The following is a 21,793-nucleotide window of genomic DNA, read 5'->3' on the forward strand; positions in this document are numbered from 1 at the left end:
TCATCCTCTTGTTGTCATGGGGCGGGTCTGCAAGGCCTCGCCCTGTGGGGAGCCGCTTGCGGCCCCGTGGGGTTTAGAAGGGCACCTTGCCCAGGATCATGTCGCGGTACATGACGAAGTCCCCCAGCAGGCTGTACAGCGGATGCTGGAAGGTGGCCGGGCGGTTTTTCTCGAAGAAGAAATGCCCGATCCAGGCGAAGCCATAGCCGGCTATCGGCAACACCAGCAGCAGCCACCAGGCGCCTTTGCCGATGGCCAGGGCGAGGATGAAGATCACCAGGCTGGTACCGATGAAGTGCAGGCGTCGGCAGGTGCTGTCGCTGTGCTCGCTCAGGTAGTAGGGATAGAACTCGGCAAAGCTGTTGAACTGTCGGATGTTTTCCATGGCCGCGATCTCTTTGTCTGTTGTTCTGTCGGCGGATGTTCGGCGGGGAGCTTATTTGAGTCTAGAGTCCTTGGCGGTGCAGGCCAGTGACAATAGGCGCCACTTTAGTATCCTTGGGAAATTGGCCGTAGCATGCGGCTCATCATGTAAGTACCCCTCATGAGCGAACGAACGACTTCTGCAAGCTGGACCCTGGGAATCGTCAAGGCCCTGGAGATGGACGGCCTGGATTGTCGGGCCTTGTTCAAGCAGCTGGGGCTCGACTACGGTGCCCTGGAAGATCCCGACGCGCGCTTCACCCAGGACTCCATGACCCGGCTCTGGCAGCGCGCCGTCGAGCTTTCCGGCAACCCGGCGATCGGCCTGAACATGGGCAAGGTGGTGCGTCCAGCGTCTTTTCACGTGGCTGGGTATGCATTGATGTCGAGTCGTACCCTGGCGGAGGGGTTTCAGCGGCTGGTGCGTTATCAGCGGATCATTGCCGAAAGCGCTGACTTGAGTTTCCGCCTTCTTCCCGAGGGCTATGCACTGATTCTGACGGTGCATGGCGACCATCTGCCGCCCACTCGGCAAAGTGCCGAGGCTTCGCTGGCCTGTGCCCTGGCCTTGTGCGGCTGGCTGACGGGGCGCGCGTTGCAGCCGCGCAAGGTGTTGCTGCAGGGCGAGCAGCCCGGGGACCTGCAACCCTACAAGGACATGTTCCACGCGCCCCTGGTGTTTGCCGCGCCCTTTGATGCGCTGATCTTCGAGCGTGCCGACATGGAGGCCACGCTGCCCACCGCCAACGAGGCCATGGCCCTGCTGCACGATCGTTTCGCCGGCGAATACCTGGCGCGCTTCTCCGAAAGCCGGGTGACCCACAAGGCGCGGCAGGTCTTGTGTCGCCTGCTGCCCCAGGGGGAGCCCAAGCGTGAGATGGTGGCGCAGACGCTGCACCTGTCCCAGCGCACCTTGCAGCGCCGGCTGCAGGAAGAGGGCACCAGCTTCCAGACGCTGCTGGATGACACCCGCCGGGAACTGGCAGAGCAGTACCTGGCGCAGCCGCGCATGACCCTGCTGGAAATTGCCTACTTGCTGGGGTTTGCTGACCCGAGCAACTTCTTTCGTGCATTCCGCCGCTGGTTCGATGCCACGCCCGGTGAGTACCGGGCGCGGCTACAGGCCGCGCCGGCCCCGGTCAATGACGCCAGAATGCCGGAATACACAACACGAACACCGTGATGATTTCCAGCCGGCCCAGGAGCATGCCCAGGGACAGGATCCACTTGGCGGCGTCCGGCAGGGTCGAGAAGTTGCCGGCCGGGCCGATGGTTTCGCCCAGGCCCGGGCCCACGCCCGACACGGTGCTGGCGGCACCGGTGAGGGCGGTCATCCAGTCCAGGCCCAGCAGCGACAGGGCCAGGGCGATCATGCAGATGGTGATGGCGAAGAAGAACGAGAAGGTCAGGATCGAGCGGACGATTTCTTCGTCCAGGCGATGGCCGTTGTACTTCTGCTTGATCACCGCCCGCGGGTGAATCAGTTGATTGAGGTTGGCCTTGAGCAGGATGTAGGCGACCTGGAAGCGGAAGATCTTGATCCCGCCGGCAGTGGAGCCGGAACAGCCGCCGACAAACCCCAGGTAAAAGAACAGCATCAGTGAGAAATTGCCCCACAGGCTGTAGTCGCCCAGGGCGAAGCCGGTGGTGGTGACCACCGACGTCACGTTCAGCGCCACGTGGCGCAGGGCCTCGAGCCAGTGCAGGTCGGTGGTCCACCAGTACCAGGTGCCGAGTACCAGCCAGGTCACCAGCAGCAGCCCGAGCAGGCCCTGGACCTGTTGGTCCTTGATCAGCGCACGGCGGTTGCCACGCAACGTGGCCACATAGAGGGTGAAGGGCAGGCTGCCGAGGATCATCACCACCACCGCCACCCAGTGCACCGCCGGTTGCTTCCAGTGGGCCAGGGAATCATCCGAGGTGGAGAAACCGCCGGTGGAGATCGCCGACATGGCGTGGTTGATGGCATCGAACACGCTCATCCCGGCCCACCAGAACGCCAGGCTACCGAAGATGGTAATGCCCACGTAGGTGGCGACGATCAGCCGGGCGACCATGTGCGAGCGCGGCATGACCTTTTCCGAGCGGTCCGAGGACTCGGTCTGGAACAGGCGCATGCCACCGATACGCAGCAACGGCAGGATCGCCACCGCCATGCCGATAAAGCCGATGCCCCCCAGCCAGTGCAGCATCGAACGCCAGATCAGGATCCCCGGGGACATACTGTCCAGGCCGCTGAGCACCGTGGCGCCGGTGGCGGTGATGCCGGACATGCTTTCAAAGAACGAGTCGGTGTAGCTGATGTGCTGGGTCAGCAGGAATGGCAGGGCGGCAAAGATGCATACCACCAGCCAACTGGAGACGGTCAGCAGGTACATGTCGCGGGGACGCAGATGAACATGCTCGGGGCGCCCGGGGATCACCAGGGCCAGGCCGGCGATAAAGGTGATCATGCTGGCCCAGAGGAAGGACGGCAGGTCGCCGGTACGCTCGAAGACCACCAGGGTCGCCATCGGCACCACCATGGCGATCGCCAGGGTGATGAGGAAGATGCCGATGATGAAACCAATGATCCTTAAGGTCGGCAACGCCATGTGTTCCGCTCGGGCTGGTAAATGAAGGGCGCCCATTCTACCTGCGGGGCAGGGCATGTAAACCGGCACCCGGCCGGCAGATCCCGCTAGAATGGCCGGACATTTTTTTCAGGAGGTGGCCGATGGAGGCTCTCGACGCTTTGCTCAACCGTGTTTCCGTGCCGCGCCTGGTGGAGCCTGCGCCTAGCGCCGCGCAGCGCGAAGCCTTGTTCGCCGCCGCCTTGCGCGCTCCGGATCATGGTCAGTTGCGCCCCTGGCGCTTCCTCACCGTCGAAGGTGCGGCGCGCGAGCAGTTGGGCCAGTTGCTGGTCGAGGCGGTACAGCTGCAGGGCGGCGAAGTGACTCAGGCGGCCCTGGACAAGGCGCGGGCCATGCCCCTGCGCGCACCGCTGGTGGTTGTGGTGGTCGCTCGCTTGCAGGAGCATTTCAAGGTGCCCAGGAGCGAGCAGTTGCTGGCAGCGGGCTGTGCGGCCCACGCTATCCTGCTGGCGGCCTACGCCCAGGGGATCGGCGCAGTATGGCGTACTGGCGAGTTGTCCTACTCGCCCCATGTAGCCAAGGGCCTGGGCCTGGAGGACGGCGAAGAGATCATTGCCTTCCTGTATCTTGGTACGCCGCTGAATGAGCCTCGGATCGCCCCCAAGGTCGATACCGCCGAGTTCGTCAGCGCCTGGACTGCCAGGGCCTGATTTTCCTCTTCTAACGCTGTGTATCTCGCGGGCAAGCCCGCTGTTGCCGGACCTGGCGGTAGCGGCTTGCCCGCGTTGCGTTCAGGCCTGCACCACGGCGCCGGGGACCAGGGGCAGTTCCAGGGTGGCGATGAAGCCGCCCTGAGGGTGGTTGGCCAGCAGCAGGCTGCCACCGTGACGCTCTGCGGCGCGACGAGCGATGGCCAGCCCCAGGCCATGGCCCGGAGCGCTTTGCCCCGGGGCGCGGAAGAAGGGTTCCCCCAGCTGGCTCAAGTGCTCGGCCTCTACGCCGGGTCCATGATCGCGCACGCTGATCTGGATCTTCTCGCCTTGGCGTTGGGCCGTGACTTCGATTGCGTGCCCGGCAGGGTTGAAGCGCTGAGCGTTGCGCAGCAGGTTGTCTACTGCCCGCTCCAGCATGGTCGGCCAACCGCGCAGGTGCAGCTGTGGCGGGGCGGTTATCAGCACCGGTTGTTCCGGGCAGGCCAGTTGCGCGTCTTTCTGCACGGCGACCAGCAAGGCGTTGAGGTCCACCTCTTCGGCGCTGGCGTTGTCCGCGTCGACCCGGGCCAACACCAGAATCTCGCTGATCAGCGCTTCCAGGCGGTCACATTCGCGGGTCAGCCGCGGCCAGAGCCTTTCCCTTTCTTCGGGGGCGGCCCGCTCCGCCAATGCCAGGGCGATGCGCAGGCGGGCCAGGGGCGAGCGCAGTTCGTGGGACACGTCCCGCAGCAGTTGGCGCTGGCTGCCGATCAGGCTCTGCAGGCGCGAGCCCATGCGGTTGAAGTCCCGGGCCAGTACACCGAATTCGTCGCGGCGGTTGGACAGGCGCGCCAGGCTGTTCTGCTGGTAGGTGGCCTGGCCCAGGTCATGTACCGCGCCGCGCAGGCGGCTCAGGGGGCGGGTGATGGACAGGGTGACCAGCAGGCTGAACAGGGTCAGCACCACCAGGGCGATGGCCAGGGCGCTGAGGGGCCAGGTCAGGCTGTCGCGGTGCCAGGCGTCCAGCTCCGGATGGGGGATGCGGTAGATGAATAGATAGGTGTCACCGGTTTTCGGGCTGGTGTATTCCGCCGTCAGGCGGCGCCAGGGCAGGTGCCGGTCGTCATTGTTCTGCCGGGCTTCGAAGGCCGCAGCACGGCGCGGGAAGGTGCCGCGAACCACCGGGTCGCCGCTCTCGTTGAGCACCTGGACATCGATGTGGTACTGGCGCTTGCGCTGCTGGAGGATGTCCTGGGCAGCGTCCTCGCCCTGGTTCTCGTAGGTTTGTGTCCATTCCTCGGTCAGGCTGTTGAGGCCGGGGTGACGGCTGAGGATCCAGGCATCCTGATTGAGCATGTGCCCGAGCAGGATCGACAGCCCTGCAACCAGGGTGATGGCCAGCCAGAAGCTGGCCAGGATGCGCCAGAACAATGAACGCACAGGAACTCCTCGAACGCGAAAGCCCAGTGGGGGGAGGCCACTGGGCTGGGGGTGGACGCTAGCGCATTATTGCGCTTTTTGCGGTTGCTGCGCTTTCCAGGCCTTGAACTCGGCCCATTCGGCGCGACGCTCCTCTTGTTTCTTGACGATGGCATCAAACTCTTTCTGCTGCTCTGGCTTGAGCAGGGCGCGGATATCGGCCTGGGTTTTCTGGTGCTTGGCGGTCAGCTCATCCTTCATGGCTTTCTGGTCGGCCGGCGAGAGTTTCTCCAGGTACTTTTCCACCACGGCCTTGCGGTCGTGCATTTGCTCGCCCATCAGCTTGCCGATCTGCTGGCGCTGTTCGCGGCTTAGGTCCAGTTGGCCGAAAGGGCCTTTGCCACGCATGTGCTCGCTGTGCCGAGGACCGTCCATGGGGCCCATCGGGCCGTTGCCTTCCGGCATGGCCATGGCCACGGTTGGCAGGGCGGCGGCGAACATCAGAGCGATCAGGGTCTTGCGCATGGTGTGTCTCCTTGTCTCATTCCCGGTAAGTTCCGGATGAGTTCAGGTTACCCAGATCAAGGTCAGCGGCAGTCAGCGGAGGGTAAAGCTTGGGTAAAGAAGGTATTTCAGGGCCCTGACAAATCTGCCAGGGCACATCGGGATCAGAGGCTGTAGTAGTAGCCGCGGCTGCGCAGGGCGACGATCCGTGGACGGCCGTCGGGGTGCGGGCCGATCTTCTTGCGCAGGTTGCTGACATGCATGTCCAGGCTGCGGTCATACAGGGTCAGCTTGCGGCCCAGGGCGAGTTGCGCCAGTTCCTGCTTGTCCAGGGGCTCGCCCGGTTGCTTGAGCAGGGCTTCGAGCAGGCGGCTTTCGGAAACGGTCAGGGTGATGTCCTGGTCGTCGATGTTGACCACACCGCGTACGGGGCTGAAGCACAGGTCGCCCAGTTCCATCTGGCTGGAGGTCGCCACCGGATGGCTGCGGCGCAGTACGGCACGCAGGCGGGCGGTGAGTTCACGGGGGTCGCAGGGCTTGGCCAGGTAGTCGTCGGCGCCCAGTTCCAGGCCGAGGATGCGGTCCAGGGGTTCGCCACGGGCCGAGAGCATCAGCACTGGCAGGTCGGGGTGCTCAGTGCGCAGTTGCTTGAGCAGCTCCAGGCCGCTGCCGTCGGGCAGCATCACGTCCAGTACCACCGCTGACGGTGCCATGTCGGCCAGGGCGCGACGGGCGCTCAGGCCATCGTGGCAGGCCCGCACCAGAAAACCTTCCTGGCTCAGCCAACTGCTCAGCAGCTCGCACAGCTCCTGGTCATCATCAATCAGTAACAGGTCGCTCATGAATCTCTCAATTTAGCCATTGTCGACGCTTGCGATGCCCGCCACTGGCGAAGATCCCGCAGAGCAGGGCCAGCAGGGCCACGCCGCCGCCGGTGACGAACCATTGCTGTTGATCGGTCAACAGGCGGGGGGCAGGGTTGGCCTGAGCCTCTTTGAGCTGCAGCTTGAGGCGCTGGTTCTCCTGGCGCAAGCGGGTCAGTTGGGGGCTTTCCCGTTCGGCATCGGTATTTTGCAGTTGTTTGCTCAGTTCATCGCGCAGGCGCTCGCTTTCTTTCAAGCGTTGCTGCAACTCGGTGATCTGACTGCCGGCGCTCAGTGACAGCGGCGTGGAATGGCCGGTGTCCTGGGTTTCCTCGGCAAGGGCTGGAGCCCCGATCGACAACATGACCAACAGCAGGCACAGCGGACCTTGGCGCATCGAAACTCCTGATTCCAATCGAGTGTTGGGCAGGTTGTCGGCAGTCAAACGAGAATAATGAGCGATTGAGAGCGCGATGAGCCGCGAAGGTTCATCGCACCCGGGAGGATTTACGGCATCGATTGCTTGAACGGCTTGACCTGTACATGGGCGTAGACGCCGCAGGTCACGAACGGGTCGGCGTCGGCCCAGGCCTGGGCGGCACTCAGGGAGTCGAACTCGGCAACGATCAGGCTGCCGCTGAAACCGGCCGCGCCCGGGTCATTGCTGTCGATCGCCGGGTGCGGGCCGGCGAGTACCACGCGCCCCTGATCCTTGAGCACTTGCAGCCGCTCCAGGTGCGCCGGCCGGTTGGCCAGGCGTTTTTCCAGGGAGTTGGCGACGTCTGTGGCAATGATTGCGTAAAGCATGTCAGTCCTCGGTTTTCGGGGTGGTGGGATCGGCGTCATGCAGGTGGCGCGAGAGGTAGATACCCTGGCCCACCAGGAACAATACGGTCATGCCCAGGCTGCCGAAGACCTTGAAGTCGACCCAGATGCTCTGGAAGGTGAAGGCGACAAACAGGTTGGCGGCGCCGCAGAACAGGAAGAAGGCGATCCAGGCGATGTTCAAGCGGGTCCATACCGGGTCTGGCAACGTCAGGGCGTGGCCCATGATGCGCTTGATCAGCAGGCGGTCGCCGACGAAGTGGCTGCCGATGAAGGCCAGCGCGAACAGCCAGTTGACCACCGGAGCTTTCCATTTAAGGAAGGTTTCGCTGTGGAAGGCCAGGGTCAGGCTGCCGAAGACCAGGCAGGCGATCAGGGTCAGCCACTGGCTTTTTTCCAGCTTGCGCTGGGAGATGAACAGGGCGCCATACACCACCAGGGAACTGATGATCAGCACCGCTGTGGCGCTGTAGATGCCGCCCAGGGTGACTTCGTGACCGGCAAGGTCGACGACGCGGGGATCAATTTTATAGACGATGAAAAACAGGAACAGCGGGATGAAGTCGATGAATTGTTTCACAGTGGCAGCCAGAAGCAGGATGTCCCGGCATAATAACAAACATCCTTGGTAGCGAAAGCGCCAGCTGACTTGAGGTTTTATCGTCCTGTGAATGTTGATTTGCACTGCCATAGCACGGCCTCCGACGGCGCCCTGGCGCCCGCGGTTCTGGTTGCGCGTGCGTACGAGAGAGGCGTGCGAATCCTGTCCCTGACCGACCACGACACCCTCGAAGGGTTGGACGAGGCCCGTCAGGCGGCGCAGCAACTGGGCATGCAACTGGTCAATGGCGTCGAGCTGTCCTGTACCTGGGGCGGCGCCACCATCCATGTGCTGGGTTATGGCTTCGATACTCGCGCTCCGGCATTGGTGCAAGCCATCGAAAAACTCCATGAAGGTCGCTGGCTGCGTTCGGAGGAGATCAGCCGCAAGCTGGCCCTCAAGGGCATGCCGGGAGCGCTGGAAGGCGCCCGTGCGATCCAGCAGGAACTGGGGGACAGCGGCAATGCACCGGCGCGGCCGCACTTTGCCGACTACCTGGTGCGTGCCGGTTTCGTGAAGGATCGTGCCGAGGCGTTTCGCAAATGGCTGGGGGCCGGCAAGCTGGGGGACGTCAAGCAGCACTGGCCGACCCTGGAAGAAACCGTCGGCACACTGCGGGCCGCGGGGGCCTGGGTCAGCCTGGCCCATCCCTGGCATTACGATTTCACCCGCAGCAAGCGTCGCCGCTTGATTGCCGACTATATTCAAGCCGGTGGTCATGCTATCGAAGTGGTCAATGGCCACCAACCTGCAGAGCAAGTGGGCAGTTTGGCTATCCTTGCTCGTGAATTCGGACTGCTGGTCAGCGCTGGCAGTGACTTTCATGGCCCTGGAGGCTGGTCCGAGATTGGTGAGTATCGCCCGGTCCCGGAAGACCTGCCGCCCCTTTGGTGTCGGTTCAAACATGAGCCAATTATTGCCGCCTGAACAGGTAGAGACAGTGAGTCAATTTTTCCAGATCCACCCGGAAAACCCCCAGCCGCGCCTGATCAAACAGGCCGTCGAGATCATTCGCAGCGGCGGTGTGGTGATCTATCCCACCGATTCGTCCTACGCCGTCGCCTGCCAGATGGGCGACAAGGGCGCAATCGAACGGGTTCGACGCCTGCGCCAGCTGGATGACAAGCACAACTTCGCGCTGATCTGCAGCGACCTTTCGCAGTTGGGCCTGTTCGCCAAGATCGACACCGGCACCTTCCGTCTGCTCAAGGCCCATGTACCGGGGCCCTACACCTTCATTCTCAACGCCACCCGGGAAGTGCCGCGCCTGCTGCTGCACCCCAAGCGCCGGACCATCGGCCTGCGGGTACCGAGCAACCCGATCGCCCTGGCGCTGCTGGCCGAGCTGGGCGAGCCGCTGATGAGCGTCAGCCTGATCATGCCCGGTGATACCGAGGCCCTGAGCGATCCCTACGAGATGCGCCAGTTGCTGGAGCACCAGGTGGACCTGATCATCGATGGCGGTTTCGGCAGCACCGAGTCGTCCACGGTGATCAACCTCGCCGACGGCGAGCCGGAAGTGATCCGCGTCGGCTGCGGCGACCCCGCGCCGTTCATGGCCGAGGCCTAGATGTCCGCAGTGGAAACCGTCGACGACCAGGCCGGCGCCCAGCAGGAGCTGCCTTTCGCCATGGTCTACGGCCAGGCGGTCATGGAAATGCCCCTGGACCTGTACATCCCCCCGGATGCCCTGGAAGTCTTTCTCGAAGCCTTCGAAGGCCCGCTGGACCTGCTGCTGTACCTGATCCGCAAGCAGAACATCAACATCCTCGACATCCCGGTGGCGGAGATCACCCGCCAGTACATGGGGTATGTGGAGCTGATGCAGTCGGTGCGCCTGGAGCTGGCCGCCGAGTACCTGGTGATGGCGGCAATGCTTGCCGAGATCAAGTCGCGCATGCTCCTGCCGCGCTCAGCCGAGGTCGAGGAAGAAGAGGATGATCCGCGGGCCGAACTGATCCGCCGCCTGCAGGAATACGAGCGCTTCAAGGCGGCCGCCGAGGGCATCGACGGCCTGAGCCGGGTCGGTCGCGATGTGCTGGTGCCCAAGCTCGACGCCCCGGAGGCCAGGGCGCGCAAGCTGCTGCCGGATGTGGCCCTGGAAGAGTTGCTGATGTCCATGGCCGAGGTGCTGCGCCGTGGCGACATGTTCGAAAGCCATCAGGTGAGCCGCGAGGCGCTGTCCACCCGCGAGCGCATGAGCGATGTGCTGGAACGGCTCAAGGGCGGCGGCTTCGTGCCCTTTGTCGAGCTGTTTACCGCCGAGGAAGGGCGCCTGGGGGTGGTGGTGACCTTCATGGCGATCCTCGAACTGGTCAAGGAATCCCTGGTCGAGCTGGTGCAGAATGAGCCCTTTGCGGCCATCCACGTACGGGCGCGAGCCGAATAACGAGCTTAAATCATGAACCTGAATGAACCCCGCGAGCTGGCGCCCCTGCTCGAAGCCTTTCTGTTGGCCTCGGGAAAACCCCAGTCCCTGGAACGCCTGTTCGAGCTCTTCGAAGAAGCCGAGCGGCCGGACCCGGCGGTCTTCAAGAAGGCCCTGGCCCTGCTCGGCAAGTCCTGCGAAGGGCGGGCCTTCGAGCTCAAGGAAGTGGCCTCCGGCTATCGCCTGCAGATCCGCGAGAAGTTCGCGCCCTGGGTCGGCCGCCTGTGGGAAGAGCGCCCGCAACGTTACTCGCGCGCCATGCTGGAAACCATGGCCCTGATCGCCTATCGCCAACCCATCACCCGGGGCGAGATCGAGGACGTGCGTGGCGTGGCGGTCAACAGCCATATCGTCAAGACCCTGCTGGAGCGTGAGTGGATCCGCGTGGTGGGGTATCGCGACGTACCGGGCAAGCCGGCGATGTTCGCCACCACCAAGGCGTTTCTCGATCACTTCAACCTGAAGAACCTCGACGACCTGCCGCCTTTGGCGGAACTGCGGGAGATCGAGGCCGAGCCGGTACTGGAATTCGACGACGCGCCGGTGCCCGAGCACCTGCAACAACTGGCCGATGCCAGCGCCGAGCCGGAGGAACCCAAGGAAGAAACCAGCTTCCATACCCTGCTGCTGGAGCTCGATTCCATGGAGGAGGGGATCAAGACCGACTTCGAAGACTTGCACCGTGATGGTGTGGTGGAACCGGAGCAGGGGGGAGTGCAAGAGCCCGTGCCGGATCTCCCGCAGGAGGAGGCCCGGACCGAATCTGAGGTCCTCGCCGATGACCCCGATGAATTCCCGGTCGAACCCGAGGACCGGCCGCCGGTCGAAGCAGAGGATGATGTGCTGGGCGTGGCCGAGGCCCGGGCCAAGTTGCTCGCCGCAGTAGCTGCACTGGAGCCTGCTACGCCGCAGTTGAGCGAGGAAGAGGCCGAAGCCCTGGCCCTGGCCGAAGCCATCGAAAACGAACGCCGCCTGCTGGACGAGTGACCTTGTAGTCGCTGGCCGGCTCGGCGCATGGCTGGCGGTATTTTTCGCCGGCAAGCCGGCTGCAATTGCGCGCCACCGGCCGGCGGAAAAAGTCCTGAGGGGCGACTTATCAACTAGTCTGTGATGCGCAACCGCCGCCATGAGCGTATGATTCGCGACCCTTTGGCGATCCCTTCGCCACAGACCCTGTTTTCCACCCTTCAGGCCGCTCAAGCCTGAAGTGACACACCGGGAGGTGCCCAGATGAGCGATACCGATCAGAACGACCAGGAAATCCGTCCAGCCGGCGAAAAACTGCAGAAAGTCCTCGCCCGCATCGGCGTCGGCTCACGCCGCGACGTCGAGTCCTGGATCAGCCAGGGCCGGATCAAGGTCAACGGCAAAGAGGCCACCCTGGGCCTGCGCGTCGACCTGCATGACGCCATTTCCATCGATGGCAAGGTGATCAAGCGCGAAGAGGCCGCCGAATCGGTGCGCCGCGTGATCATGTACAACAAACCCGACGGCGAGATCTGCACCCGCGACGACCCGGAAGGCCGCCCGACCGTGTTCGACAAGCTGCCGCGTCCGCGCGAAGGCCGCTGGATCAACATCGGCCGCCTGGACATCAACACCACCGGTCTTTTGATGTTCACCACCGACGGTGAGCTGGCCAACCGCCTGATGCACCCTTCCTACGAGATGGACCGCGAGTACGCGGTGCGTGTGCGTGGCGAGGTCGACGACGAGATGATCGAGCGCCTCAAGGCTGGCGTCATGCTCGAAGACGGCCCGGCCAAGTTCACCGACATCCAGCAGGCGCCCGGTGGCGAAGGGTTCAACCACTGGTACCACTGCGTGGTGATGGAAGGTCGCAACCGTGAAGTGCGCCGCCTGTGGGAATCTCAGGGCCTGGTGGTCAGCCGCTTGAAGCGCGTGCGCTTCGGCCCGGTGTTCCTCAACTCCGACCTGCCCATGGGCCGCTGGCGCGAAATGAGCCAGTACGAAGTCGATGTGCTCAGCGCCGAAGTCGGCCTGACGCCGGTGGCCTTGCCGCAGCTCAATGCCAAGTCCAAGGACAAGCTGGAGCGCATGCAGCGCAAATCCTCGCGTCCAGTGGGCAAGAGCGAGCGCGTGCGCACCCTGCGTCCGGCCAACGGTGCAGCGGCCAGCCCACGTGTTTCCCGCGAGCCGCAGATCGAAGGCGAGCGCCCTGGCCGCAAGCCGGCCGCCCGTCCGGATGGCGAGCGTGGCTCCCGTGCGCCGCGTCCGGCTGCGGGCCGGGGTACTCCGGTGGCCGAACGCCCGGCGGACACCAAGCGTCCGGCCAAGCCGGCGCCCAAGTCCAAGCGCCCAAGCCTGGTGCTGGACAAGGACGCACCGTCCGGCAAGCGCCGTGGCGCCCCGGCCGGTTCCGGCCAGCGTCCCGGTTTTGGTCGCCGCAAGCCGGAGTGATCCCGCCCTGCGGACAAAAACGCCAACCCCTGGGTTGGCGTTTTTTTTTGCCTGCAACTGCGTAGGTGCCGGCTTGTCGGCGAGCCGGGCTGCCCGTCTTGCGCAGGCTGATAGCGGCCTTCGCCGGCCAGCCGGCTCCTGCGCTAGAAGGCGAACTGGCCGTCGAACACAGGCTTGTTATCCACCGCCAGCACTCCGGAACTGAAGATCAGGTCCAGGTGATGGCTGCCTTTGGCGCCGCCCCCCAGGCCCAGGTGCAGGCCGCAATGGCGCTCTTCAAAGCCGGAGTTGCGCCCGTAGAGGGACCTGATGCCCTCGTTGGTGCCGATTCCCAGTTCCTCTATGCGTCGGTTGGACGGGTTGGCATCCAGGTACTTGTTGAAGTCATTGGCCAGCCCCGGCACCTCGGTGGCCACCCGGCTGATGCTGGAGTTCTCGATCCACAGTTCCAGCGGCGCTTTCAGCACCCCGTACTTGCGGGCGAATGGGATGGTGCTGAGGAAGGTACCGAGAAACTTCACGTGGCCGTTGATGGTATCGCTGTGGGTGGCGATTTCCCCAGGGGCCAGGTCGTAGTTGCCGACGCCGTTGATGTCGGTCCATTTCTTCACGCTGTTCAAGGGCGTTTCGAAATAGGAGCCCTGAAGGTCGCTGAAGCTCAGGGTGGTGGCCTGGGACAGGCGGCGGATCAGCGTGGCGTTGAGGTCGGCAATGCGTTGCGGCTCGACGCTGAAGGTGTCGTAGAAGTACTCGCCGTAATCCTTGAACAGCAGGGACTTCTTCCAGTGCTCGGCCATCAGCCCATGCAGCGGCCGCAGGAACTCCGGGCCGTCGGGGCGTGGCTGGGGCAGGGTCGAGGAGTCGTAGAAGAAGATATACAGGTCACAGTCGATGATGGCCTGGGCGAGGGTCGTCGCTGGCTCCCGGTCCAGGCGCAGGGCGCTGACTGTCAGTGGAGTGGTCTGGCGCGACTGTTCGAGGATGGCGCTGACCATGGCCTGGTACTCGGCGGTGTGGCCGATCACTACCCTGGAGGGCTGGGCGCCGCTCAAGGCCGGATGCCGCTCGAGGTAGTACAGGAAATGGCGGATGGCGCGGGTCTGGTCCATAAAACCTCCCTGGAGGACAAAGGTGACCGGCGCAGGCACCAGGCCTGCGCCGGTCCGGGCGCCTTACATCGGCCACATGGCAGTGCCGAATGGCACCACCGCGTCAGCCTGCATCATTTCCACTGCTGCTTCATGGGTGGCGGCTTCGAACCAGTCGTCCAGTTGCAGTTCGGTTTCCAGGTCTTGTTCCAGTGCTTGCATGGTGTCTCTCCTAGATACAGTGCGTGTAAACAGTCCATTGGTGGAGCAGTTGAACAGCGGAGAACGGGACGGTTGCTGAGCCGCTCATCCACTCCCGGAACTTGTCGGCTGGCTGAGCCGGCAAGTGGCTGGAAACCTAGTTCAGGGCATTTTGAAGTGCAAAAAAATAATTAGATTATTTTCTGCTGAACTTTATTTTCTATTTTTAGGTTAAATATTTATCCCCTGAAAACAAAAAGCTAAGGCTTTTTACGTTGTCGGGCGGCGTGGGTGTCAATTTGCAGTCGGTTCGCGCGCTGATCTGATTTGGCAATTTATCGTTACGACTCGTAAAGAAAAAATTACGAAATGCGCCGTGATCTGCCTGTAATCCGCGGCGACCTATGTGCTGTAAGGAAAAGCTGCCGGCAGCGGCCAGGGAAAGCCAGCGCCGAGGCTCTAGCCCGCTTGTTCCGGGGCGCCAAGGCAGGTGAGATGCACACCTGCCTGCGTACAGGTGCATAACAAGAAGGAGGCGCAATGAACGCCGTAACCGACTTTCACCAATACCCTTCGATGGGCGATGGCCTTCGCTCATTCATCGACGACCCCACTCGGTCCGTCCACTTTCGCGCCGCCGATGCCGAGCATCGGGCTGGCCCCGCAGGATTCCGGTTACCGGCACGCTGAGAAAGCAGTGTCTGGCGGCAGGGAGTCAGGGGTGTACAATGCGCGGCGTTTTAACTGTGACCCAACTGCGTACCCGCGCATTTTGCGCCTAAAACGTGCTTTCCAGACCGCTTGCGAGGCGCTGAAGAGCTCGCTGCAAGGCCAATAAACTCAAGGTTATCCACCTTGTTCACTCCGCCGCGTCACGAGCGTGGTGGGTTCGATTTCGTCACAGATAAAAACAAACAGGTGACGCATGACCGTTAAAAGAACGCTGAACTTCTGGTGCCTGCGCTGGGGTTTGATCCGCGCCGCTTAAGCCTTTACCGGGCGGCAACGTCTGACACACATTACCTTGCGTGAGAGCCTTTTCATGAGTGGACAAAACTCGCATTCGGGCGAGCTGAAACGCGGCCTGAAGAATCGCCATATTCAACTGATCGCCCTGGGCGGCGCGATTGGTACCGGTTTGTTCCTGGGGTCGGCCGGGGTGCTCAAGTCCGCCGGCCCGTCGATGATCCTCGGTTATGCCATCTGCGGTTTCATCGCTTTCATGATCATGCGCCAGCTCGGCGAGATGATCGTCGAGGAGCCGGTGGCCGGCTCCTTCAGCCACTTTGCCCATAAATACTGGGGCGGCTTTGCCGGTTTCCTCTCGGGCTGGAACTGCTGGATCCTCTATATCCTGGTGGGCATGTCGGAGCTGACCGCGGTCGGCAAGTACGTGCACTACTGGTGGCCGGACGTCCCGACCTGGGCCTCGGCAGCCGTGTTCTTCGTCATGATCAACGCCATCAACCTGGCCAACGTCAAGGTCTTCGGCGAGGCCGAGTTCTGGTTCGCCATCATCAAGGTGGTCGCCATCGTCGGCATGATCGCCCTGGGCAGCTACTTGCTGGTCAGCGGCCACGGCGGCCCGCAGGCCTCGGTGAGCAACCTGTGGTCCCACGGCGGCTTCTTCCCCAATGGGGTCAGCGGCCTGGTGATGGCCATGGCAATCATCATGTTCTCCTTCGGTGGCCTGGAAATGCTCGGTTTCACTGCAGCGGAAGCCGACAAGCCGAAGACCGTGATCCCCAAGGCGATCAATCAGGTGATCTACCGCATCCTGATTTTCTACATCGGCGCCCTGGTGGTGCTGCTGTCGCTGACGCCGTGGGACACCCTGCTGGTGACCCTGAACGCTTCCGGCGATGCCTACAGCGGCAGCCCGTTCGTCCAGGTGTTCTCGATGCTGGGCAGCAACACCGCGGCGCACATTCTCAACTTCGTGGTCCTGACCGCGGCGCTGTCGGTGTACAACAGCGGTACCTATTGCAACAGCCGCATGCTCCTGGGCATGGCCGAGCAGGGCGATGCGCCCAAGGCCCTGGCCAAGATCGACAAGCGCGGCGTGCCGGTGATGTCGATCCTCGCGTCGGCGCTGGTGACCTTCGTCGCCGTGGTGCTCAACTACCTGATTCCGCAGCACGCCCTGGAGCTGCTGATGTCCCTGGTGGTGGCGACCCTGGTGATCAACTGGGCGATGATCAGCTACTCGCACTTCAAGTTCCGCCAGCACATGGAGCGTACCGGCCAGACCTCGCTGTTCAAGGCGCTGTGGTACCCCTACGGCAACTACGTCTGCCTGGCGTTCGTGGTGTTCATCCTGGGCATCATGCTGATGATCCCGGGCATCCAGATCTCGGTGTACGCGATCCCGGTGTGGGTGGTGTTCATGTGGGTCTGCTACCTGATCAAGAACAAGCGCAGTGCCCAGCACGCGCTGCAGTCGGCCAGTGCTGCGCTGAAGTAAGCGCGGCCCCGGCCATGACAGACCCGGCTGCGGCCGGGTTTTTCATGGCCGGGATTTTTGTCGGGGGCTGAGATCGCTTTCGCCGGCAAGCCGGCTCCTACGGTGTGCCTGCCCGCTTTAGTGGGCTGGCTTGCTGGCGAAGAGGCCCGCAAGAGCGTAGGGAATGGGGGTATCCTATGCGCCCTGAAGACGGATTCCTGTTCCATGCTGGTGATTTCCAACAATGTGCATCTGCCGGATGCCGAGATCGAGCTGACCGCCATCCGCGCCCAAGGCGCCGGTGGGCAGAACGTCAACAAGGTGTCCAGCGCGGTGCATCTGCGCTTCGACATTCCGGCTTCGTCCCTGCCGCCGTTCTACAAGGAGCGCCTGCTGGCGCTGCGCGACAGCCGCATCACCAGTGACGGCGTGATCATCCTCAAGGCCCAGCAGTACCGCACCCAGGAGCAGAACCGCGCCGATGCCCTGGAGCGCCTCACCGAGCTGATTCTCAGCGCCATCAAGGTGGAGAAGAAGCGCCGCCCGACCAAGCCGACCCTGGGTTCGAAGAAGCGCCGTCTGGAAACCAAGGCCAAGCGCGGCAGCATCAAGGCCGGGCGCGGCAAAGTGGATTTCTAGCGCGCCTCGCGTTCCTGGCGCAGCTTGGGCGCCTGGTGGTACAGGTACAGGCTCAGCACCAGGCCCGCGCAGGCAGCGATGGCGGCGAACAGGAAGATCGAGGCAAAGCCGAAACCAGCAGCAATCGCCCCCGCCAGCGGGCCGGTGATGCCCAGCGACAGGTCGATGAACAGCGAGTAGGCCCCCACTGCCGCGCCGCGGCTGGAGGCTGGCACCAGGTTCACCGCTTCCACCCCCAGGGCCGGGAACACCAGGGAGAAGCCGAAGCCGCTCAAGGCCGCGCCGGCCAGTGCCCAATTGGCATCCGGTGCCAGCCACAGCAGCAACAGGCCGAGGGTTTCCACCGACAGGCAGGCAATTGCCACGCGAAAGCCGCCTAGGCGGTTGATCAGGTTGCCGAACAGCAGTCGCGCGCCGATGAAGCTGGCGCCGAACAGGCTCAGGCACAGTACGGCGTTGTCCCAGTGCCGGGTGGCGTAGTACAGGGTGATGAAGGTGGCGATGGTGCCAAAGCCGATGGAGCCCAGGGCCAGGCCGCAGCCGTGGGGAAACACCTTGCCCAGCACGTGGATGAATGGCAAGCGCTCGCCGGCAACGATCGGCGCGGCGAGTTTCGGCCAGGCCAGCAGTAGGCCGAGCAGCGCCAGCAGGATGATGCTCGCTCCCATGCTCCACAGCCCCAGCCGGCTTACCAGCCACACCCCCAGTGGCGCGCCGATGGCCAGGGCGCCGTAGCTGGCGATGCCGTTCCAGGAAATCACCTTGGCGGTGTTCTGCGCCCCGACCCGGCCGATGCCCCAGCCGATGGAACCCGAGCCCACCAGGCTTTCCGCGCTGCCCAGGACCAGGCGGCCGATCAGCAGGCTGATCAGGCTCAGGGTCGGCAGGTTGTGCAGCCAGGCCGAAAACAGCATGAACACCCCGCTCAAGCCGCAGCCGGCCAGGCCGTACATCACCGCGCGCTTGCTGCCCAGATTGTCGATGATGCGCCCGGCATAGGGTCGGCTGAGCAGGGTGGCCAGGTATTGCACGCTGATCACCAGGCCGGCGATCACCGCGCCAAAGCCCAGGTCGCTGTGCACGTAGCCCGGCAGTACTGCCAGCGGAATGCCGATATTCAGGTAGCCGATAAAGGTGAACAGGACGATGGAGACGACTTGCAGCGTGACCGTCAAGGGGCGCTGGGTATCTGGCATGGGAAGGGGACCACTGCGACAGCTCAATAGATAGGCTGCTTATGATACCGATGTGCAGGGAGGGGTTGTGGGAGAAATCGATGTGTAGTTCAGATTTTTACCTGACCGGAGTCCGTTCAGGCGTCATTGTTGCCCAGCAGCCGGGTGGTGACCAAGGCGGCCAGGGCATTTTCCTGGGTGCCGAAGCGGGCCAGCAGAGCGGCCTGTTTTTCTTCGCTGAGGCGATTCCACACGTCGATCATCTGTTCGGCAGTGCCGATCAGTACGCTGGCTTGGCTTTCGCTGAAGGATTCGGTCATGGTGCGGCGGGGCTCGGGAGAGGGTTTCAGGCGGTGTGGAAAGCGCTTGAGTAGCGCTTTCCACACGGTCTGGTTACAGCTTTCAGTCTTCGCTGTCGGCCTTGCGGCTGTCGGCGGCTTCTTGCACTACAGGCTTGTCGGCACTGGCTTGTGGCGGAGTTGTCTGCTCAGTTTCGTGCAGGCTTGGGAAGGGGAGATTCGGGATCTCATGCATGTCGTTGCTCCTCGCAAAGTCTGTTTTTTAAATCGCTGGGTAGATCCGCGCTTTTAAAAAGCCTGGGCAGGATACAGCAGTACAAATGACAGAAAGATTTTTATTTCCCCTGGGTCGAGGGTTATTCGTCAGGTTCTGGGTGCTTTGGCCGCGCATGAAACGGCATGGGCGGGCCGGCGATGGCGGCCCGGTGCAGCGCCGCATAAGGCGTTGCAACGGGCCTGTTGCCTAGGGTTGTGGCGGGTTGACGATGATCTTGCCGATCATCTGTGGGTGCAGCACACAGAAGTACTGGTAGGTGCCGGGGGTATCGAACTGGTAGGAAAAGCTGTCGTTGGTGTCCAGTGCGGCGGAACGGAACAGCTTGTGGGTCTCGGTCACCGTGTGCGGTATCTGGTCGTCATTGACCCAGGTGACCCGGGTGCCCGCGGTGATTTGCACATCCTGGGGGTTGTACATGAACGCGCGGATATCGATCTTCACCTCCTGGGCCCAGGCCGGCGTCGCCAGGCAACCCAGAAGCAGCAGCGTGAGCAATGTCTTCATCGCACGAGGACCTCAGACCAGAGTGGAATCGAGCAGCGCCAGGGGATGTTCACCCTGGGTTGCGCGAACATCGGTGATGCCCAGGTAATTGCGCAACTGGTCGGCAGCCACGGTCATCGGCCCGGGGTTGGCCGCAGCACCGGGAGCTGGTTGCGGGTAGGCCGTGCCGCGAGCGGTGTGGAAGGTGATGTTGCCCTCGACTTTCTGGATGACCTGGTGGATATGGCCGTTGAGGACGGTCACCGAGCCGAAGCGGCGCAGCAGGGCGATGGCCTGGTCGCCGTCCTCCGTGCCCCAGCCCCAGGGCTGGTAGATGGTCCACAACGGGATATGGGTGAAGACTACGATCGGCGTGCTGCTGGCCACTGCCCGCAGGTCGTCCGCCAGCCAGGTCAGTTGCTCGGCGCCCAGGGTGGCTTCATGGCCGGGTTGCAGGTTGAAGACATTCACCAGGGCAATGAAGTGCACACCCTGCTGGTCGAAGCTGTACCAGCCGTTACCCCGGGTGCCTTTGCCATAGCGCTGCAGATAGAGCTGGCCACCGCCTTCATCCAGGGTGTCATGCTCGCCCGGTACGTAGTGCACGGTGGATGGCAGGCCCTTGAGCAACTGGGCGGCCGTGTCGAACTCTTCGGCCCGGGACAGGTGGGTGATGTCCCCGGTATGGAGGATCAGTGCGGGCCGCTTGGGCAGGGCAATGACCTTGTCGATGGCCACTTGCAGGGTCTTCACCGGTTCCGGGTTGGCTTCCTTGTTGAAGCCGATATGCGAGTCGCTGATCTGTACGAAGTGAAAACTGCTGTTCAGTGCGGTGGGGTCGCTTGGCTGGCCTGCCTGGTCCAGGGCAAAGGCTCGCGGGATCCCTCCGCTCAAGGCCCAGATGACGCCGGCGCCGGCCCAGGCCGAGCACTTGAGCAAGGTGCGTCGGTCGGGGTTCTGCGGGCTGTCGGTGGCTCGGGTGTGCGATGTCGCATGGGTATCCATGGTGCGCCCTCGGTAGCGGTCTACAGTGATGGGTCTCACATCTGTAAAACCGTGCGGTGCGGGGCTTTATTCCAGGAAGGAAGTTTTTTATTTCGGGAATAAAACGCCGGCCTTCACCGTTATAGGGTGCAAAGGAAACGGAGCCACCATGACGCGATTCGAGGAACTGTTCCTGCCGCATCTGAATGCGGCCTATAACCTCGCGCGCTGGCTGACCGATAACGACAGCGCGGCCCAGGACGTGGTCCAGGAAAGCGCGTTTCGCGCAGTGAAGTTCCTCCATCGCTTTGACGGCGGTAATCCCAAGGCGTGGTTCCTGACCATAGTGCGCAACGAAAGCTACAACTGGCTCAAGGCATCGGCACGCCAGGGGGCGGTGGCTTTCGACGAGACTTGGGGCGAGGACGAGCCGGCCCTGGCCGATGGGTGCAACCCGGAATGGCAATTGATCCAGGGGCAAGAGGCGGCGCAGTTGCAACAGGCGCTGCAGGCCCTGGCTCCAGTGTTTCGTGAGGTGATAGTGCTCAAGGAGTTGGAAGACATGCCCTACAAGGACATTGCGAAGATCGTCGATATCCCCCTGGGGACGGTCATGTCGCGCCTGGCCAGGGCCCGCTCCATGCTCCGGCTGCAACTGCAGAAGTCCCGGCCATGATCAACGACATCGACTGCAAGACCTGTAGGGCGTGGCTGCATGGCTACCTCGACAACGAGTTGGAAACCAATGCCGCTGCCGAGGTGGCCGAGCACCTCGGCCACTGTGCCGAATGCGCCCGTGAGTATGCCGATGCCCGGCATCTGGTGGCACAGCTCAAGGCCCACATGCCCTATCACCAGGCGCCAGCAGGCTTGGTCCGGCACCTGCGGGCCAGTTTCGAGGCACCTGCCGCGCCTGCTGCAGGGTGGCTCCAGCGCTGGCTGGGAGGTGGCGGCTGGCGCTGGCTGGCCCCGGGGTTTTCGAGCCTGGCGCTGGCCCTGTCCCTGGTGTTCTACCTGGCAGCGCCCTCTGTCGAGCGGCCATGGCTGGATGAAGCGGTGTCCAGCCATGTGCGTTCGCTGATGGTCGATCACTTGAATGACGTGGTGTCCTCGGACCGGCACACGGTCAAGCCCTGGTTCACCGGCAAGCTGGATTTTGCCCCGCCGGTCTTCGACTTCAGTCAGCAGGGCTATCCGCTGCTGGGCGGGCGCCTGGACTACCTGCAGCAGCAAAGTACGGCAGCCCTGACCTATGGCCATGGGCGGCACTTGATCAATCTGTTCATCCTGCCCACGGCGGATGCCGACGCAGCCGCGCAAAACCTCTCCTTGCGTGGCTATAACCTGGTGGCATGGCGGCGCAATCACCTGCGTTTCATCCTGGTGTCCGACTTGGAGCAGGGCGAGCTGGCGGCGTTGGGGCAGTTGATCCGGAAAGATCTTTGAGGCGGGGGC

General features: G+C 63.2%; 26 protein-coding genes. 11 read left to right on the forward strand and 15 right to left on the reverse strand.

Going from position 1 to position 21,793, the window contains the following annotated elements; all coding sequences use genetic code 11:
- Positions 1 to 73: 73 nt before the first annotated feature.
- Positions 74 to 385, reverse strand: coding sequence for a DUF962 domain-containing protein (locus KCG88_RS27560; RefSeq protein ID WP_047284441.1), 312 nt, complete (start codon positions 383 to 385; stop codon positions 74 to 76).
- A gap of 159 nt (positions 386 to 544) precedes the next feature.
- Here KCG88_RS27560 and KCG88_RS27565 point away from each other — a divergent pair, with 159 nt between their 5' ends.
- Positions 545 to 1,606 carry an AraC family transcriptional regulator gene (locus KCG88_RS27565; protein WP_047284442.1) on the forward strand — a complete coding sequence of 354 codons (1,062 nt, stop codon included), beginning with the start codon at positions 545 to 547 and terminating at the stop codon, positions 1,604 to 1,606.
- Here KCG88_RS27565 and KCG88_RS27570 read toward each other — a convergent pair.
- Positions 1,563 to 3,017, reverse strand: coding sequence for a TrkH family potassium uptake protein (locus KCG88_RS27570; protein ID WP_047284443.1), 1,455 nt, complete (start codon positions 3,015 to 3,017; stop codon positions 1,563 to 1,565). The genes KCG88_RS27565 and KCG88_RS27570 overlap by 44 nt on opposite strands.
- A gap of 122 nt (positions 3,018 to 3,139) precedes the next feature.
- Between KCG88_RS27570 and KCG88_RS27575 the strand changes: the two genes are divergently transcribed.
- Positions 3,140 to 3,706, forward strand: coding sequence for a nitroreductase family protein (locus KCG88_RS27575; RefSeq protein ID WP_047284444.1), 567 nt, complete (start codon positions 3,140 to 3,142; stop codon positions 3,704 to 3,706).
- An 81-nt stretch (positions 3,707 to 3,787) separates the two neighbouring features.
- On the opposite strand, the gene KCG88_RS27580 is transcribed toward KCG88_RS27575, so the two are convergent.
- The 6 genes from KCG88_RS27580 to KCG88_RS27605 all read right to left on the reverse strand — a co-directional run bounded on the left by KCG88_RS27580 (position 3,788) and on the right by KCG88_RS27605 (position 7,879).
- Positions 3,788 to 5,128 (reverse strand): HAMP domain-containing sensor histidine kinase, encoded by a 1,341-nt coding sequence (locus tag KCG88_RS27580; protein ID WP_047284445.1) that lies wholly within the window; start codon positions 5,126 to 5,128, stop codon positions 3,788 to 3,790.
- Positions 5,129 to 5,194: 66 nt separating this feature from the next.
- Complete coding sequence (locus KCG88_RS27585; RefSeq protein WP_047336030.1) at positions 5,195 to 5,632, reverse strand: LTXXQ domain protein; 438 nt, start codon at positions 5,630 to 5,632, stop codon at positions 5,195 to 5,197.
- A gap of 143 nt (positions 5,633 to 5,775) precedes the next feature.
- Complete coding sequence (locus tag KCG88_RS27590; protein WP_047284450.1) at positions 5,776 to 6,453, reverse strand: response regulator transcription factor; 678 nt, start codon at positions 6,451 to 6,453, stop codon at positions 5,776 to 5,778.
- Positions 6,454 to 6,460: 7 nt separating this feature from the next.
- Positions 6,461 to 6,871 carry a translation initiation factor 2 gene (locus KCG88_RS27595; RefSeq protein ID WP_019093743.1) on the reverse strand — a complete coding sequence of 137 codons (411 nt, stop codon included), beginning with the start codon at positions 6,869 to 6,871 and terminating at the stop codon, positions 6,461 to 6,463.
- Between the two features lie 110 nt (positions 6,872 to 6,981).
- A complete protein-coding gene (locus tag KCG88_RS27600) occupies positions 6,982 to 7,281 on the reverse strand; it encodes a YciI family protein (RefSeq protein ID WP_047284452.1) in 300 nt (99 codons plus the stop codon).
- Between the two features lies 1 nt (position 7,282).
- Positions 7,283 to 7,879: a septation protein A gene (locus KCG88_RS27605; RefSeq protein WP_011059933.1), complete on the reverse strand. Its 597-nt coding sequence runs from the start codon at positions 7,877 to 7,879 to the stop codon at positions 7,283 to 7,285.
- An 87-nt stretch (positions 7,880 to 7,966) separates the two neighbouring features.
- Between KCG88_RS27605 and KCG88_RS27610 the strand changes: the two genes are divergently transcribed.
- From KCG88_RS27610 to rluB, 5 genes are all read left to right on the forward strand, one after another.
- Positions 7,967 to 8,827, forward strand: coding sequence for a PHP domain-containing protein (locus KCG88_RS27610; protein WP_047284455.1), 861 nt, complete (start codon positions 7,967 to 7,969; stop codon positions 8,825 to 8,827).
- Positions 8,828 to 8,840: 13 nt separating this feature from the next.
- Positions 8,841 to 9,470, forward strand: a complete 630-nt coding sequence (locus KCG88_RS27615; protein ID WP_041120586.1) for an L-threonylcarbamoyladenylate synthase — start codon at positions 8,841 to 8,843, stop codon at positions 9,468 to 9,470.
- A gap of 120 nt (positions 9,471 to 9,590) precedes the next feature.
- Entirely contained in the window at positions 9,591 to 10,289 is a 699-nt protein-coding gene (locus KCG88_RS27620; protein ID WP_169893818.1) for a ScpA family protein, read from the forward strand.
- 12 nt (positions 10,290 to 10,301) lie between these two features.
- The gene (gene scpB, locus KCG88_RS27625) at positions 10,302 to 11,315 is read left to right on the forward strand and encodes an SMC-Scp complex subunit ScpB (protein WP_210713563.1); all 1,014 of its coding nucleotides are present in this window, start codon (positions 10,302 to 10,304) and stop codon (positions 11,313 to 11,315) included.
- Between the two features lie 243 nt (positions 11,316 to 11,558).
- Positions 11,559 to 12,749: a 23S rRNA pseudouridine(2605) synthase RluB gene (rluB, locus tag KCG88_RS27630; protein ID WP_047336032.1), complete on the forward strand. Its 1,191-nt coding sequence runs from the start codon at positions 11,559 to 11,561 to the stop codon at positions 12,747 to 12,749.
- A 143-nt stretch (positions 12,750 to 12,892) separates the two neighbouring features.
- On the opposite strand, the gene KCG88_RS27635 is transcribed toward rluB, so the two are convergent.
- Entirely contained in the window at positions 12,893 to 13,858 is a 966-nt protein-coding gene (locus tag KCG88_RS27635; RefSeq protein WP_210713564.1) for a leucyl aminopeptidase, read from the reverse strand.
- Between the two features lie 63 nt (positions 13,859 to 13,921).
- A complete protein-coding gene (locus tag KCG88_RS27640) occupies positions 13,922 to 14,059 on the reverse strand; it encodes a hypothetical protein (protein ID WP_011059941.1) in 138 nt (45 codons plus the stop codon).
- Between the two features lie 1,021 nt (positions 14,060 to 15,080).
- On the opposite strand from KCG88_RS27640, the gene KCG88_RS27645 reads away from it, so the two are divergent.
- Together KCG88_RS27645 and arfB are read left to right on the forward strand one after the other, a co-directional pair.
- The gene (locus KCG88_RS27645; protein WP_047284462.1) at positions 15,081 to 16,502 is read left to right on the forward strand and encodes an amino acid permease; all 1,422 of its coding nucleotides are present in this window, start codon (positions 15,081 to 15,083) and stop codon (positions 16,500 to 16,502) included.
- 204 nt (positions 16,503 to 16,706) lie between these two features.
- Entirely contained in the window at positions 16,707 to 17,120 is a 414-nt protein-coding gene (arfB, locus tag KCG88_RS27650; protein WP_011059943.1) for an alternative ribosome rescue aminoacyl-tRNA hydrolase ArfB, read from the forward strand.
- On the opposite strand, the gene KCG88_RS27655 is transcribed toward arfB, so the two are convergent.
- The 5 genes from KCG88_RS27655 to KCG88_RS27670 all read right to left on the reverse strand — a co-directional run bounded on the left by KCG88_RS27655 (position 17,117) and on the right by KCG88_RS27670 (position 20,359).
- Positions 17,117 to 18,316: an MFS transporter gene (locus KCG88_RS27655; protein WP_047284463.1), complete on the reverse strand. Its 1,200-nt coding sequence runs from the start codon at positions 18,314 to 18,316 to the stop codon at positions 17,117 to 17,119. The genes arfB and KCG88_RS27655 overlap by 4 nt on opposite strands.
- A gap of 116 nt (positions 18,317 to 18,432) precedes the next feature.
- A complete protein-coding gene (locus KCG88_RS27660) occupies positions 18,433 to 18,615 on the reverse strand; it encodes a hypothetical protein (protein WP_210713565.1) in 183 nt (60 codons plus the stop codon).
- 82 nt (positions 18,616 to 18,697) lie between these two features.
- Positions 18,698 to 18,829, reverse strand: a complete 132-nt coding sequence (locus tag KCG88_RS31170; protein ID WP_015634613.1) for a hypothetical protein — start codon at positions 18,827 to 18,829, stop codon at positions 18,698 to 18,700.
- A gap of 228 nt (positions 18,830 to 19,057) precedes the next feature.
- The gene (locus KCG88_RS27665; RefSeq protein WP_047284470.1) at positions 19,058 to 19,375 is read right to left on the reverse strand and encodes a cupredoxin family copper-binding protein; all 318 of its coding nucleotides are present in this window, start codon (positions 19,373 to 19,375) and stop codon (positions 19,058 to 19,060) included.
- Positions 19,376 to 19,387: 12 nt separating this feature from the next.
- The gene (locus KCG88_RS27670; RefSeq protein WP_210713566.1) at positions 19,388 to 20,359 is read right to left on the reverse strand and encodes a metallophosphoesterase; all 972 of its coding nucleotides are present in this window, start codon (positions 20,357 to 20,359) and stop codon (positions 19,388 to 19,390) included.
- Positions 20,360 to 20,507: 148 nt separating this feature from the next.
- On the opposite strand from KCG88_RS27670, the gene KCG88_RS27675 reads away from it, so the two are divergent.
- Positions 20,508 to 21,014, forward strand: coding sequence for a sigma-70 family RNA polymerase sigma factor (locus KCG88_RS27675; protein ID WP_210713567.1), 507 nt, complete (start codon positions 20,508 to 20,510; stop codon positions 21,012 to 21,014).
- The gene (locus KCG88_RS27680) at positions 21,014 to 21,784 is read left to right on the forward strand and encodes an anti-sigma factor (protein ID WP_210713632.1); all 771 of its coding nucleotides are present in this window, start codon (positions 21,014 to 21,016) and stop codon (positions 21,782 to 21,784) included. The genes KCG88_RS27675 and KCG88_RS27680 overlap by 1 nt, the downstream gene beginning before the upstream one ends.
- Positions 21,785 to 21,793 lie beyond the last annotated feature (9 nt).

It is taken from the genome of Pseudomonas sp. MWU349, from assembly GCF_017947325.1.
In the GTDB taxonomy this organism is placed as follows: domain Bacteria; phylum Pseudomonadota; class Gammaproteobacteria; order Pseudomonadales; family Pseudomonadaceae; genus Aquipseudomonas; species Aquipseudomonas protegens.

Bases quoted from the DNA above. Each gene is read 5' to 3' on its own strand.
- rluB (WP_047336032.1), top strand. From the start codon at position 11,559: ATGAGCGATACCGATCAGAACGACCAGGAAATCCGTCCAGCCGGCGAA.
- KCG88_RS27565 (WP_047284442.1), top strand. From the start codon at position 545: ATGAGCGAACGAACGACTTCTGCAAGCTGGACCCTGGGAATCGTCAAG.
- KCG88_RS27670 (WP_210713566.1), bottom strand. From the start codon at position 20,359: ATGGATACCCATGCGACATCGCACACCCGAGCCACCGACAGCCCGCAG.
- KCG88_RS27665 (WP_047284470.1), bottom strand. From the start codon at position 19,375: ATGAAGACATTGCTCACGCTGCTGCTTCTGGGTTGCCTGGCGACGCCG.
- KCG88_RS27560 (WP_047284441.1), bottom strand. From the start codon at position 385: ATGGAAAACATCCGACAGTTCAACAGCTTTGCCGAGTTCTATCCCTAC.
- KCG88_RS27640 (WP_011059941.1), bottom strand. From the start codon at position 14,059: ATGCAAGCACTGGAACAAGACCTGGAAACCGAACTGCAACTGGACGAC.
- KCG88_RS31170 (WP_015634613.1), bottom strand. From the start codon at position 18,829: ATGCATGAGATCCCGAATCTCCCCTTCCCAAGCCTGCACGAAACTGAG.
- KCG88_RS27585 (WP_047336030.1), bottom strand. From the start codon at position 5,632: ATGCGCAAGACCCTGATCGCTCTGATGTTCGCCGCCGCCCTGCCAACC.
- KCG88_RS27600 (WP_047284452.1), bottom strand. From the start codon at position 7,281: ATGCTTTACGCAATCATTGCCACAGACGTCGCCAACTCCCTGGAAAAA.
- KCG88_RS27575 (WP_047284444.1), top strand. From the start codon at position 3,140: ATGGAGGCTCTCGACGCTTTGCTCAACCGTGTTTCCGTGCCGCGCCTG.
- KCG88_RS27645 (WP_047284462.1), top strand. From the start codon at position 15,081: ATGAGTGGACAAAACTCGCATTCGGGCGAGCTGAAACGCGGCCTGAAG.
- KCG88_RS27675 (WP_210713567.1), top strand. From the start codon at position 20,508: ATGACGCGATTCGAGGAACTGTTCCTGCCGCATCTGAATGCGGCCTAT.
- KCG88_RS27595 (WP_019093743.1), bottom strand. From the start codon at position 6,871: ATGCGCCAAGGTCCGCTGTGCCTGCTGTTGGTCATGTTGTCGATCGGG.
- scpB (WP_210713563.1), top strand. From the start codon at position 10,302: ATGAACCTGAATGAACCCCGCGAGCTGGCGCCCCTGCTCGAAGCCTTT.
- KCG88_RS27590 (WP_047284450.1), bottom strand. From the start codon at position 6,453: ATGAGCGACCTGTTACTGATTGATGATGACCAGGAGCTGTGCGAGCTG.
- KCG88_RS27660 (WP_210713565.1), bottom strand. From the start codon at position 18,615: ATGACCGAATCCTTCAGCGAAAGCCAAGCCAGCGTACTGATCGGCACT.
- KCG88_RS27655 (WP_047284463.1), bottom strand. From the start codon at position 18,316: ATGCCAGATACCCAGCGCCCCTTGACGGTCACGCTGCAAGTCGTCTCC.
- KCG88_RS27570 (WP_047284443.1), bottom strand. From the start codon at position 3,017: ATGGCGTTGCCGACCTTAAGGATCATTGGTTTCATCATCGGCATCTTC.
- KCG88_RS27635 (WP_210713564.1), bottom strand. From the start codon at position 13,858: ATGGACCAGACCCGCGCCATCCGCCATTTCCTGTACTACCTCGAGCGG.
- arfB (WP_011059943.1), top strand. From the start codon at position 16,707: ATGCTGGTGATTTCCAACAATGTGCATCTGCCGGATGCCGAGATCGAG.